5 protein-coding genes are annotated in these 13,683 nt (G+C 72.5%); 3 read left to right on the top strand and 2 right to left on the bottom strand.

The window, feature by feature from the left end:
- Positions 1 to 118 precede the first annotated feature (118 nt).
- Positions 119 to 3,829, top strand: coding sequence for an ABC transporter ATP-binding protein (locus AB0F40_RS21055; protein ID WP_357472071.1), 3,711 nt, complete (start codon positions 119 to 121; stop codon positions 3,827 to 3,829).
- A gap of 108 nt (positions 3,830 to 3,937) precedes the next feature.
- Positions 3,938 to 4,546 carry a dihydrofolate reductase family protein gene (locus tag AB0F40_RS21050; protein WP_357472068.1) on the top strand — a complete coding sequence of 203 codons (609 nt, stop codon included), beginning with the start codon at positions 3,938 to 3,940 and terminating at the stop codon, positions 4,544 to 4,546.
- A gap of 47 nt (positions 4,547 to 4,593) precedes the next feature.
- Here the strand turns inward: AB0F40_RS21050 and AB0F40_RS21045 are convergent, their stop codons facing one another.
- Both AB0F40_RS21045 and AB0F40_RS21040 read right to left on the bottom strand, forming a co-directional pair.
- Positions 4,594 to 6,138: a glycosyltransferase family 39 protein gene (locus AB0F40_RS21045; RefSeq protein WP_357472065.1), complete on the bottom strand. Its 1,545-nt coding sequence runs from the start codon at positions 6,136 to 6,138 to the stop codon at positions 4,594 to 4,596.
- 76 nt (positions 6,139 to 6,214) lie between these two features.
- A complete protein-coding gene (locus AB0F40_RS21040; protein ID WP_357472062.1) occupies positions 6,215 to 7,690 on the bottom strand; it encodes an MFS transporter in 1,476 nt (491 codons plus the stop codon).
- Between the two features lie 434 nt (positions 7,691 to 8,124).
- Here AB0F40_RS21040 and pulA point away from each other — a divergent pair, with 434 nt between their 5' ends.
- Positions 8,125 to 13,617, top strand: a complete 5,493-nt coding sequence (gene pulA / locus AB0F40_RS21035; RefSeq protein ID WP_357472059.1) for a pullulanase-type alpha-1,6-glucosidase — start codon at positions 8,125 to 8,127, stop codon at positions 13,615 to 13,617.
- The last annotated feature ends 66 nt before the right edge of the window (positions 13,618 to 13,683 follow it).

Below are 13,683 nucleotides of genomic sequence, written 5' to 3'. Positions count from 1 at the left end.
AGGCCGCCGCGTCATCCTCCAGGTCTCGACAAGCTCGACCAAAGGGCGGCGTGAGGTTGGTCGCTCCGTGGAAAAAGAGGCGGGGACTGTCGGTGTCTCGACGTAGCCTCAGAAAACGATGATCGACGCGCCGCAGACCCCCGACACAACGCCCGTTCCTGAGGCGTCGCCTCGTCCTGCACACCACCTGACGGACGACCCGGCACGCCGGCTCGACTGGCGCAGGCTGCGCGGTGCGGCCGCCGTCGTCGCGCTCCTCGCCCTCACCGCAGGCGCCGTCGGCCAGGCCATCGGTACGGTGGCGGCCGGTCAGCTGGCGGCCGACGCCACCGTCGTCGGGCTGGTGCTGCTCGCCGCGTGCGTCGTGGGCGGCGCTCTGTTCGACGGTTTCGGCCAAGTGGTCTGGGCCAGCGTCGTGGACCGCGCCGAGGGCAAGCTGCGGAGCGACCTGCTCAGCGCGGCACTCCGCCAGCCGCTGGCGACGCTCTCCGAGCAGGCGGTCGGCGAGGTCCTCGACCGGGTCGACGACGACACGCACGCGGTCGGCACCCTGGTGCGCCGCCAGCTGTGGGGCGCCGGACGCACGGTCGTCGGCGTCGTTCCCATGTGGATCATCGCCGGCATCACCTGGTGGCCGGCCTGGTTCCTGTTCCCCGTGCTGGGTGGGATCGTCGCCCTGCTCACCCGGCCCCTGCTCGGTGAGATCTCGCGCCGCAAGGTCATCGAGGAGGCGGCGTGGACCGACCACGCCGCAGCCTTCGAGGAGGCCGTGGCGGCCCGGAACGACCTGCGCACGAGCCTGGGGCAGGCCTTCGCCGTCCGTCGGGTGGCGCAGCTGTCGGCGATCGTGCACGACAAGTTCCGTGCCGTGGTGCGCGTCGAGGAGCGCCTGCTGCGGCGCGCCGGACTGGTGATGTACGCCCTGCTGGCCGGGACTGCCGTGGTCTGCGCGGTGGTCGCTGCCGGCGGTGGCCTGTCGGTCGGTCAGCTGGTCACGTTGTTCCTGGTCACCGCGATGTTCGTGGGGCAGATGGACAACCTGGTGCACCACCTGCCGGACATCCAGGAGGGCCTCGGCGCCGTGCTGCGCATCCGCCAGATGCTCGCGGTCGCGCCGGAGCCCGACGGGGGCGACGACCTGCCGGACGGCCCGCTGGGGCTCGAGCTGCGCGACCTGACCTTCGCCTATGCGGAGGGCACGTTCGCTCTGGCCGACGTCGACCTGACGGTGCCCGCCGGCGAGACGATCGCGCTCGTCGGCCGTACCGGATCGGGCAAGTCGACGCTCGCCGCGCTGCTGTCGCGCGCGGTCGAGCCGGAGCGCGGGTCGGTGTTCCTCGGCGGAGCCGACGTGCGGGACCTGGACCTGCAGAAGCTGCGCGGCGCGGTCGGCGTGGTCACGCAGCGCACCGAGATCATCGCGGGGACGCTCGCGGAGAACATCGCACTGTTCTCCGACGTCCCGCGCTCGGACATCGAAGCCGCCGTGCGCGAGCTCGGGCTGACCGACTGGGCGGCCGGCATGCCCGACGGCCTCGACACGCTCCTCGGCCCTGGCGGCACCACGCTGTCCGCAGGGGAGGAACAGCTCGTCGCGTTCGCCCGGCTCCTCGTCCGGCACGTGCAGCTCGTGGTGCTCGACGAGGCGACAGCGCGCATGGACCCCCTCACCGAGGCGCGTGTCGTCGCCGCGTCGGACCGGCTGCTCAGCGGGCGCACGGGCGTGCTGATCGCGCACCGGCTCGGCACCATCGAGCGGGCCGGCCTCGTCGCGGTCCTCGACCACGGCCGCGTGGTGCAGCAGGGGTCGCGCACCGCTCTTGCTCGGATGCCGGGTCCCTTCCGCTCGCTGCTGGAGGCCGGCGCGAGCGACGGGTCGCTGGACGACGCGGTGGCTGGTCAGGAGGCCAGTGCTGCTCACGGGACCAGCGCCGCTCAGGGGACCAGTGCAGCGGCCGAGGCACGTGCCCAGTCGGTGACGGCTCCTGCTGTGCTCAGCGACCGGGACAGCGGATCCGCCGCCGATCCGGCCGACGCATACCCGGCGGCTGCCGAGCACGGCGCCGCCGAACACGGCAGCGCGGGGCCCGACGCGGTCGGCGGCCGTCGTCGGTCCGGGACCCCGCCCGACCTGACGCCGCCCGGTGACGGGCCGAGCCTCGCGCGCGCGGTGCTGCACGCGCTGTTCGTGCGCCCGAAGTGGGGCCTGTTCGGCGCGGCCCTCTTCCTCCTGGCGAGCCTCGTCGCCGCCCAGGGTGCCGTCACCGGGTTCCTGTGGGGCCGCACGGTGGAGGAGGTGGGCACGGGCGAGCTGCCCGTCGGCCTGCTCGTCGCGCTCGCGGTGCTGCTGCTGATGCAGCCGCTGTTCATCTCCCGCGCGCTGGGCGTGTACCCGCGCTGGTGGGTCGAGGTGCTGCTGCGGATCCGGATGTCGGTCATGCACGGGCAGACCCGCCAGTACCGGCTGCCCGCCACGCCGCCCGGCGAGGTGGTGGCCCGGTCGATGGACGCCGACCGGTTCGTGCGGTACGCGGACCGCTGGGTCGACTTCGTCAACGGCCTCGCCATCGTTGCCGTCACGGCGCTCATCAGCGGGACCTGGACCGCGGGTGCGGTCCTGCTGGCGGTCATGGTGGTGTCGGCGGCCGCCTCGGCGATCGGTCGGCCGATCGCGGGCCGCTCGGCCGCGGGCTCCTCGGCGGCGCGCGCCCGGTTCGGTCGCGCCCTGGTCTCGGCGCTCGACTCGGCCCGCACGGTGAAGCTGGCCGCGCGGACGCCCGACGTACGCAGGCACCTCGGCGAGGTCGACTCCGGTCGCGTCAAGGCCGCGATCTTCGAGCACCGGGTGCAGGCGGTCCTCGACTCGGTGCCGCTGGTGGCCTTGTACATGGGCGTCGTCGCGGCGTGGGGGTTCTTCCTGACCGAGAGGTGGGACCTGGCCACGACGCTGCTCGTCTCGAGCGCCGTGATGGGGTTCGCCTGGTTCGGCGTCGTCGCGGGCGCCGTGGTCACCGAGGCACCCGGTACCCGGGCCTGGCAGGTCGCGACGGCCCGGTTCGCGGGCGGCGTCGACCTCGTCTCGCGGGAGGCCGGCGTGGACCTGGTGGAGGGCTCGGCGCCCGCACCCGAGTCGACCCGGCGCGAGCCCCTGGACCGCCTGGAGCTGCGGAACCTGACCGCCGTGCACGACGACGGCACGATCGGCGTCTCCGACGTCGACCTCGAGGTCCGTCGCGGCGAGCTGGTGCTCCTGCTCGGTCAGGTCGGGTCGGGCAAGTCGTCGCTGCTGTCCGCGCTGGCCGGGCTCATGGAGCACACCGGGGAGGTCCGCTGGAACGGGACCGAGGTGACCGACGCCCAGGCATTCCTGCGCCCGGGCCAGGTGGCCCACGTGGCCCAGGTGCCGCGGGTGCTGTCGGGCACGTTCTCCGACAACGTCCGGCTCGACCACGCGCGCGACATCGTCGGCCCGGTCCAGGGTGCACGGCTCGCGCAGGACATGGAGGAGGCCGGCGGTCCGCACGCGCTCGTGGGGCACCGCGGCGTACGCCTGTCCGGCGGCCAGGTGCAGCGGCTCGCGCTCGCCCGAGCGCTCGCCGCGGACACGGAGCTCCTGCTGGCGGACGACGTCTCCAGCGCGCTCGACGCGTCGACCGAGATCGAGCTGTGGGCCGCCCTGCGCGAGCGGGGCACCACGGTGGTGGGCGCGACGTCGAAGCGTGCGGCGCTCGCTCGCGCCGACCGTGTGGTGGTGCTGATGGACGGGAAGGTGGCCGACGTCGGTCCGTGGGCCGGCCTCGCGCCGAGGTGGCGCCACCTCGCCGGCTGACGATCTCTGCCGGCCGGCGAGGTTCGCCGGCCGGCGAACGATGAGTTTGCCGCGCGCCCGTGGTCAGACACGGGTAGAACCGAGCGACAACACTCCAGGGAGACCGTCATGGCCAAGCTCAGCTCCAGCATGTTCATCTCGCTCGACGGCGTCGTCGAGGTCGGCGAGGGCGAGTGGCACTTCCCGTACTTCGACGAGCCCATGGGCGAGGCGGTGACCCGGACGCACGCACCCCCGCGGATGATCTTCGGGCGCGTGACGTACGACAGCTTCGCCGGCGCCTGGCCCGAACGGGAGCAGGCCGGCGAGGACGACGCGCAGATGGCTAAGGACCTCGGCGACAAGCGCAAGTACGTGCTGTCCCGCTCACTGCTCGAGTTCACCTGGCGCAACTCCGAGCAGCTCACGGGCGACTTTGTCGAGGCGGTCACGGCGCTCAAGCAGGAGGAGGGCGACATCTTCCTGTCGGGATCCCCGTCGGTCGTGCGACAGCTCCTGCGGCACGGCCTGCTGGATGAGCTCAACCTGTTCGTCCACCCGGTGCTGGCGGGCAAGGGCGAGCGGCTCTTCCCTGCTGACGGCCCCACGACGCACCTGAAGCTGGTGTCGTCGGAGGCGTTCCCCAAGGGTGTGCAGCTCATGGTGTTCGAGCCGACCGAGGGTGCACCCGACGAGGTGGCCTACGACGAGGTCAAGGAGCACCTCGCTCAGGGCTGACCCGTGGCAACCGCGGGAACGCCTGGACCGATCTGCCCGTAGGCACGTCAGTCCAGGTGGCGCAGCTCCGGCCAGACCGCGGCCCAGCCGCCGACGGGCGCCCGGCACACGAGGATCGGCACGCCCTGCTCCTCGTTGTCGACGCCGACGCCGTTGTCGAGCCGGCCCTGGACCGCGCACTCCGCGAAACGGTCGTCCCAGGCGCCAGGGCTCTCCGTGAGCACCAGAGCCACGGTCGCCGAGTCCGGGGGCGGTCCGTACTCCCACAGCTGATTGTGTCCGGAGTACGCGGGAGGCAGCCCGAGGTCAGGACCGAACCGGTCGACCGCCCCGGCCTCGCCGTAGTTCTGGGTCAGGATCACCGACCGCTCCTGGTCGGCCGCCGGGAGCGCCGCGTGCACGTCGGCGATCTGCCGCACGTACTCGGGCCAGCCGACGGCGTCCTGGGCCGAGGAGTTGATGCCGGCGATCGGCGTCCTGCCCAGCAGTGCGACGGGTACCAGCGGAAGGCTGATGACCAGGCAGGCCACGGCGTTGGCCAGCACGACGGCGACGGCCGTTCCACGCCGGACCCGGTCGGCCACCGGCACGCACCCCGCCGCGAACAGCACCGACAGCAGGCCGGTCGCGTAGTACGTCTGGGACCCGGCCGCGTAGGTGAACACCAGCAGCACCGGATACGCGACCACCAGGAACCGCAGCGTCGGCCGCCGCCGCCACACCCACACCAGCCCGACGATCCAGACCAGGGCCAGCGGCGGGCCGAGCGTGAGCAGCTGGAAGAGCCACATCTCGGAGCGCACCTCCGCGGCGTTGTTCTCGCCGAGCGCCGCGCCCATCGCGAGCTGCGGCCACCCGTTCGTGGCCTGGTAGACGAGGTTCGGCAGGCCCACCAGCAGCGCGAGCACCGCACCCGCCCAGGGCCAGGGCGTCGCGAGCGGCCACCGCGTGGCGGCGTCGGAGGTGCGCAGCGCACGCCACGGCCAGGCGACGAGCAGGCCGAGCACGACCGCGCCGAGCAGCGCCACGACGAGCAGCTTGTTGTACAGCGCGACGCCGGTGACCGCACCCGCCGCGAGCCACCACCGGGGGTCGCGCTGCACCGCCCGGATCATGCACAGCAGCACTGCGGGCCACACCACCAGGTCGAGGCTCGCGGTGAGGAACGTGTGCCCGAACGCCAGCGGGATGGCCGCCGTCCCGTAGCCCCAGGCGGCCAGCGCCTGCGCCCCCGTGCGCCCGCCCAGCTCGCGCGCGACGAGCGCGATCACCACGATCGCGGCCAGGTGGGCCAGCGTCGCCGGGATCCGCATCACCAGCAGCGTGTCGCCGAACAGCTCGGCGAACGTCCGCGCCAGCCACGGGGTCAGGGGCGGCTGGTCCACGTACCCCCAGGCGGCGTCGAGCATGCGGAAGTACAGCTCGTCCCGGTGATACCCGTACTGGGTGCTGACCGCGGTCAGCAGCGCCCCCAGGACCAGCACGGCGGTGCCCACCGGACCCCACGCGAATGCGGGCCGGAGGTCCGCGGGGCGCGGGCGGACCGCACCGGGATCGGTGCCGGAACTACCTGGTGCGGACGCGACCGCCATGGCCGGAACGTACCGGCCGGCCGCGAGGCAGGCCAGGGAAGTCGCGGGTGGTTTTCGCGACGGTCACGGTCGCGGGCTACGCCTGCCGCACGCTCGGGTCCACCCGCCGCGGCAGCGCGAACACCAGCAGGAACGCCGCCACCGCGAGCGCGGCGCTGGTGCCCATCGCCATGGTCGCCGCGTGGCTGAAGGCGTCGGCGACCACCTCCGGCGTCGGGCGGCCTGGCGGGAACGAGAGCGACCCGAACAGCACCGAGCCGATGACGGCGATCCCTGCCGCCGACCCGATCCGCTGCATGGTGCCGATCACGCCGGAGGCCGCCCCCGCCTCGGCTCGATCGACGGTGGCGACGATGAACTGGGCGTTCGGTGCGATGAACAGGCCGCTGCCGACGCCCCCGACCAGGAGCGGTGCGGCGAGGGTCCAGCCGGTCAGGTCGCCGGCAGGCACCAGCCAGAGCACGAGCCACAGCGACACGAGGCCGACGGCGACCATGCCGGTGCCGATCACGAGCACGAGCCGGCCGAGGCGGTGGGCCAGACGCTCGCTCTGCGTCGCCCCGACGATCGACCCGATGGCGAACGGCACCGACACGATCCCGGACGCCAGCGCCGAGTGACCGAGCCCGGACTGCCAGAAGATCGAGACGGTGAAGAAGATGCTGGTGAACGCCGCGAAGTAGACCAGAGCGAGGACGACGCCGCCGGTGAAGGCGGGGTGCGAGAAGAGGTGCGGCGGGACGAGCGGGTTGCCGCCTCGCGCCACGAACCGGCGCTCCCAGAACGCGAACGCGACGAGCAGCAGCAGACCGCCCACCAGGGACGCCCAGGTCCACCACGGCCACCCGGCGTCCTCGCCCTCGATGAGCGGCACCAGGATCGCGACGAGCGCGACGGAGACGAGCAGCAGGCCGACGCCGTCGACCCCGCGCGAGGTGCCCCCGACGACGATCCGCGGCAGCAGGACGGTCGCCGCGGCGACCGCGATCACCCCGAACGGCAGGTTGACGAAGAAGATCGAGCGCCAGCCCTCGGCCTCGCCGAACGCCTCGATGAGCAGCCCGCCGACGATCGGCCCGAGGGCCGTCGAGAACCCGATTGCGGCGCCCATCACGGCGAACGCCTTGCCGCGCGTGCGGCCGGCGAACATCAGCTGGATCAGCGCTGTCACGGCAGGGAAGAAGATGCCGCCGCATAGACCCTGGACCACGCGGGCCACGATCAGCTCGGTCGAGCCGTCCGCGAGGCCGCACCAGAGGCTGGCGAGCGTGAACCCGGCCAGGCCCACGACGAACACCCACTTGTGCCCTACGCGGTCACCGATCCGGCCGGCGGGGATGAGGACAAGACCGTAGGCGAGCGCATAGCCGGAGATGATCCAGGACAGCGTGCCCTCCGACGCGTCGAGCGACGTGCGGATCGTCGGCAGCGCGACGTTCACGATGGTCGTGTCGAGCAGGGCCATCGACACCCCGAGGATGAGTACCGCGAGCGCTGTCCAGGAGCTGCGCGGGGTCGCGTCCGGAGTGGCGGGCGCGGGGGAGCTGGTCACGGAAGGAGCGCCTCTCGGGGTACGGGGGCAGCCCCGGACGGGCGACGGGGCAGCGTCACGATCGTACGTGTCGGACGCTCCGGTCACTGAGGGTGACCTGGGGTCCGGCGCGTCTGCCTAGGTGGCGTCCATGGACCTGATCTTCCGTGAGGGGAAGCTCGACGACCTCGAACGCGTCGTCGAGCTCATCGAGCAGTCGCACGAGGGCTTCAAGCTCCCGCTCTGACCCCCGCATCCCGAAGGTCCGCCTCCACCATGCAGTTGCGCACGTTTTCGGGCCCCGCAGCAGGCCCAACCGCATGATGGCGGCGGACCTTTCCGCTGCGCCACCCCGGGGCGCCAGATCCGACGGCAGCGAGTCTTGCTGCAATGTTCTGCAAGCGTTACAGTCGCGTTCGGCTCACACTGGGTTCCGGACGACGAAGGGGTCATCCATGTCTCGCACCGCGCGTCCCCGCGCCACACAGCTCGGCGCGGCCGCCGTCGCGATCGCGCTCGCGGCCTCGGTCGGGCTCGCCGCTTCGGCGTCGGCCACGACAGGCGACGCCGAGCCCGCCGCACCTACCGCGAACGAGGCGGAGGACCGCACCGCCGCCCTCGTGGGCAGCCTCCAGGACGAGCTCGGCTGCGCCGCCGACTGGGACCCGGGCTGCGCGGACACCGAGCTGGTCGCCCAGGGCGACGGTACGTTCCGCGCGGAGTTCGAGCTGCCGGCCGGCACCTACGAGTACAAGGTCGCGCTGAACGACACGTGGGACGAGGCCTACGGCCGCGACGGCGGCCAGGACAACGCGCCCCTGCACCTGGAGGGTGCGGCACGGGTCAGCGTCACCTACGACGACACCACCCACCGCACCGCCCTGACCCCGCTGACGCTCGCCGGCGAGTACACGGAGCCGGACGAGGCACTGGTGCACGAGCCCGTCCGCCAGCCCGGCAGCGACGAGCGCTTCTACTTCGTGATGACCGACCGGTTCGCCAACGGTGACCCGTCCAACGACGAAGGCGGCCTGACGGGCGGCCGGCTCGACACCGGCTTCGACCCGGAGGACAAGGGCTTCTACCAGGGCGGCGACCTCGCCGGCCTGCGCGAGAACCTCGACTACATCGAGGGCCTGGGCACGACGGCGATCTGGCTCACCCCGAGCTTCCTCAACCGCCCCGTACAGGGCGAGGGCGACGACGTGAGCGCCGGGTACCACGGCTACTGGATCACCGACTTCACGCAGATCGACCCGCACCTGGGCACCAACGCGGAGCTCGAGGCGCTCATCGACGACGCCCACGCGCGCGGCCTCAAGGTCTACTTCGACATCATCACCAACCACACGGCCGACGTCGTCGACTACGCCGAGGGCACCTACGACTACGTGGACCAGGCCACGGCCCCGTACACGGACGCCGCCGGCAACCCGTTCGACCCGGCCGACCACGCCGGCACCGGCAGCTTCCCGGAGCTCGACGCCGCGACGAGCTTTCCGTACACGCCGGTCATCGACCCGGCCGACCAGGACGTGAAGGTACCCGCCTGGCTCAACGAACCCACGCTCTACCACAACCGCGGCAACTCGACGTGGGCCGGCGAGTCGGTCACGTACGGTGACTTCAGCGGCCTCGACGACCTCATGACCGAGCACCCCACGGTGGTCGACGGCTTCGAGGAGATCTACAAGGCCTGGATCGACCTCGGCATCGACGGGTTCCGCATCGACACGGTCAAGCACGTGAACTTCGAGTTCTGGGAGGAGTGGTCGGCCGAGATCGAGGAGTACGCGCACGCCCAGGGCAAGGACGAGTTCTTCACGTTCGGCGAGGTGTACGACGCCGACGCCGCCAAGACCTCCCCGTACGTGCGGCGCACCGCCATGAGCTCCGTGCTCGACTTCTCGTTCCAGGCCGCCGCCACGAGCTACGCGAGCGGCAACAGCGCACAGCGGCTCGCCGACCTGTACGCGTCCGACGACCTGTACACGACGCCCCGCAGCAGCGGCTCGGCCCTGCCCACGTTCCTCGGGAACCACGACATGGGCCGCGTCGGCTACCTGCTCGCGGGCACCGACGACCCGCTCGCACGGGACGAGCTGGCGCACGAGCTCATGTACCTCACGCGCGGGCAGCCGGTGGTCTACTACGGCGACGAACAGGGCTTCGCGGGTACCGGCGGCGACAAGGACGCCCGGCAGACCCTGTTCGCCACCCAGGTCGACGAGTACGCCGACCAGCCCCTGGTGACGGGCGAGCAGGCAGGGAGCGTCGACCGGTACGGCACCGACGCCCCGCTCTACGAGCACATCGCGGCCCTCGCCGACCTGCGCGAGGAGCATCCGGCGCTCGCCACGGGCGCCCAGATCGAGCGGTACGCCGACGACGGCGAGGGCGTCTACGCCTTCTCGCGCGTGCACCGCGGCGAGCAGGTCGAGCACCTGGTCGCCGCCAACAACGCGGACTCCGGGCGGACCGTCACCTTCGACTCGCTCACCCCGGGCGCCACCTTCACACCGCTGTACGGCACCGACACCCCGCTGACGGCCGACGCCGACGGCGCGGTCACGCTGACCGTCCCCGCACGCTCCGCGATCGCGCTGGTCGCCGACCGCACCGTAGGAGCCGACACCGCGGGCGCCGTCACAGTCGTCCCGGGCACGAGCGCCCGACCCGGCGCAGCGGTGTCCGGCGTGGCGCCGGTCGCCGCCGGGATCGACGACGCCTGGGCGGAGACCTCGTTCGCCTGGCGTGCCGTGGGCACCGACGAGTGGCACCACCTCGGCACCGCCGAGGACACGTCCCCGCGGGTGTTCCACGACGTCGGCCCGGACGGCGCCGACCTGCCCGACGGCACGCTGGTCGAGTACCGCGCGGTGGCCCAGGACGCCGACGGCGACCGCGCCGCCGCCAGCTCGTACGCGTCGGTGGGCGTCGACGTCAGCGGCATGGTCGACGACAGCACCGACCCCGAGATCGAGATGGTCACCGTCGCCGGATCGCACAACAGCGAGATGGGCTGCGCCGGCGACTGGACGCCGGACTGCGAGGCTGCGCGCCTCACCCTCGCCGACGACGGCACCTGGACCGGCACGTTCGAGCTGCCCGCAGGGTCGTACGAGTTCAAGGTGGCCCTGAACGGCTCCTGGGCGGAGAACTACGGGGCCGACGGCGTGCGCGACGGCGCGAACATCCCGTACTCCACCGGCGGCGGCCCGGTGACGTTCACCTGGGACCCGGAGACCAAGGTGCCCGGCGTGCGGGTCGGATCGCCCGGCACGCCGGGGGAGGGCCAGCAGGCCGCGCACTGGGTGCGCGAGGACCTGGTCCTGGTGCCGGCCGAGGGCTTCGGCGCCGGTGACCGTTGGGCGCTGGAGACCGGCGACCCGGAGAACCCGACGTCGTACCCGCTGGTCCCCGGCGAGCTGCCCGACGAGGTGGCCGACGACTTCCCCCACCTGGCGGGCCACCTCGCCCTGGAGGTCGAGGGCCTGGACCGCGCCGCGGCGGCGTCGGCCCTGCGGGGACCGCTCCGGCTCACCCGGCACGACGGCGAGACGCTCACCGCGGCCACGGGTGTGCAGATCCCCGGCGTGCTCGACGACCTGTTCGCCACCGACCGCGCGCTGGGCGTGACGTGGCAGGGCAGCAAGCGGGCGTCGTTCGCGCTGTGGGCGCCCACGGCCCGTGCGGTGACGCTGCAGGCCTGGCCGGCGGGGACCGCGCTCGGTGCCGAGCCGCGGACCTTCGAGATGACGCGGCAGCGTGACGGGGCCTGGACGTTCGACGGGCGGTTCCTGAGCCTGTCGAAGGGCGACCACCGAACGGGCTGGCAGGGCGCGCGCTACCGCTACGCCGTCGAGGTGTACGTGCCGAGCACCGGTCAGGTCGAGACCAACGTCGTGACCGACCCCTACTCGGTGGGCCTCACGCTCGACTCGACGCACTCCGTGGCGGTGAACCTCGACGCCCGCACCTGGCGACCGAAGGTCTGGCGCACCACGCCGGCGCCGGTCGTGGAGCGGGCGGTCGACCAGACGATCTACGAGCTGCACGTGCGGGACTTCTCGATCTCCGACGAGACGGTGCCCGAGCGGCTGCGCGGCACGTACGGCGCGTTCGGGGTGCGCGGCTCGGACGGCATGAAGCACCTGCGCTCGCTGGCCGACGCCGGGCTCACCACCGTGCACCTGCTGCCGACGTTCGACATCGCGACGATCCCCGAGGACCGTGCGGAGCAGGCCACGACGGGTGACCTGTCCGGCTTCGCGCCCGACGGTACGGAGCAGCAGGCCGCCGTCGCGGAGGTGCAGGGGCAGGACGGCTTCAACTGGGGCTACGACCCGTACCACTTCATGGCGCCGGAGGGCTCCTACGCGGTCCACGCAGAGGGTGGGGAGCGCGTCGCCGAGTTCCGTTCCATGGTCGGCAACCTGCACCGGTCCGGGCTGCAGGTCGTGCTGGACCAGGTGTTCAACCACACCGCGGCGTCGGGCCAGGACCCGAAGTCGGTGCTGGACCGCGTGGTCCCCGGCTACTACCACCGGCAGAACGCGACCAGCGGCGACGTCGAGACCAGCACCTGCTGCCAGAACGTCGCCACGGAGCACGCCATGGCAGAGAAGCTGATGGTGGACTCGGTGGTCACCTGGGCCCGCGACTACCGCGTGGACGGATTCCGGTTCGACCTCATGGGGCACCACTCCCGCGCCAACATGGAGGCGGTCCGGGCGGCGCTGGACGCCCTGACCCTGGAGGAGGACGGCGTCGACGGGTCGAGCGTGTACCTGTACGGCGAGGGCTGGGACTTCGGCGAGGTGGCCGGCAACGCCCGCTTCGAGCAGGCCACGCAGGGCCAGCTCGGCGGGACGGGCATCGGTACGTTCAGTGACCGCCTGCGCGACGCCGTCCACGGCGGCTCACCGGTCGACGGCGGGTCGCTGTTCACCCAGGGCTTCGGGACCGGGCTGTTCACCGACCCGAACGGGAACGAGGCACGGCTCGGCGACCCGGCGTCGGTCAACGACGGCGGGGACGACGAGGCAGCCGACCTGGCGCACCAGAGCGACCTGGTCAAGCTCGGGCTGGCGGGGAACCTGCGGTCCTACGAGGTCACCACCTCGTCCGGGGAACAGGTCCGGGGCGACGAGCTCGACTACCGCGGCGCGCCCGCCGGCTACGCGGACTCGCCGGAGGAGGTCGTCACCTACGTCGACGCGCACGACAACGAGACGCTGTTCGACCTGCTCGCGCTCAAGCTGCCCGCCGACACGCCGATGACGGACCGGGTCCGGATGAACACCGTCTCGCTGGCGACCGCCGCCCTGTCGCAGTCGCCGTCGTTCTGGCACGCGGGCACCGACCTGCTGCGCTCCAAGTCGCTGGACCGCAACTCGTACGACTCCGGCGACTGGTTTAACGCGATCGACTGGTCGGGGCAGGACAACGGGTTCGGGCGCGGCCTGCCGATGGCCGCGGACAACGAGGACAAGTGGCCGCACCAGCAGCTCCTGCTGGCCGACGCCGCACTCAAGCCGGGGCCTGACGACATCGGGTTCGCCGCGGAGCAGGCGGCCGAGCTGCTGGAGCTGCGGCACTCGACCGAGCTGTTCCGGCTCGGGTCCGCCGACCTGATCGAGCAGAAGGTGACCTTCCCCGGCTCCGGCCCCGACGCGATCCCTGGCGTGATCACCATGTCGATCGACGACCGCGCGGGCGCCACCGACGTCGACCGGAGGCTGGACGGCGTGCTTGTGGTGTTCAACGCGTCGCCGGAGCCGGCCACCGTCGAGGTCCCTGAGCTCGCGGGCCGCGGCTACGCCCTCTCGCGGGTGCAGGCGCGTGGTGCGGACGCCGTCGTGCGGCAGACGACCTGGGACCGCGGGGCAGGGACGGTCACAGTACCGGGACGAACGGTAGCGGTTCTGGCCGACTCCCAGGGTTGATCCCCGCACGGGTTGATCGCCGACTGACGATTCTGGGGGTGGCCGGAGGCGCTGGTCAGCCGGGTC

Origin of the sequence: Promicromonospora sp. NPDC023987, from assembly GCF_040639055.1 — a bacterium.
GTDB lineage: Bacteria > Actinomycetota > Actinomycetes > Actinomycetales > Cellulomonadaceae > Promicromonospora.
The sequence above is the reverse complement of the archived record's forward strand: the minus strand, read 5'-3'. Positions and strand labels throughout refer to the sequence as shown.

Excerpts from the sequence above, each read along its gene's own strand:
- AB0F40_RS21055 (WP_357472071.1), top strand. The coding sequence starts at position 119 with ATGATCGACGCGCCGCAGACCCCCGACACAACGCCCGTTCCTGAGGCG.
- AB0F40_RS21050 (WP_357472068.1), top strand. The coding sequence starts at position 3,938 with ATGGCCAAGCTCAGCTCCAGCATGTTCATCTCGCTCGACGGCGTCGTC.
- pulA (WP_357472059.1), top strand. The coding sequence starts at position 8,125 with ATGTCTCGCACCGCGCGTCCCCGCGCCACACAGCTCGGCGCGGCCGCC.
- AB0F40_RS21045 (WP_357472065.1), bottom strand. The coding sequence starts at position 6,138 with ATGGCGGTCGCGTCCGCACCAGGTAGTTCCGGCACCGATCCCGGTGCG.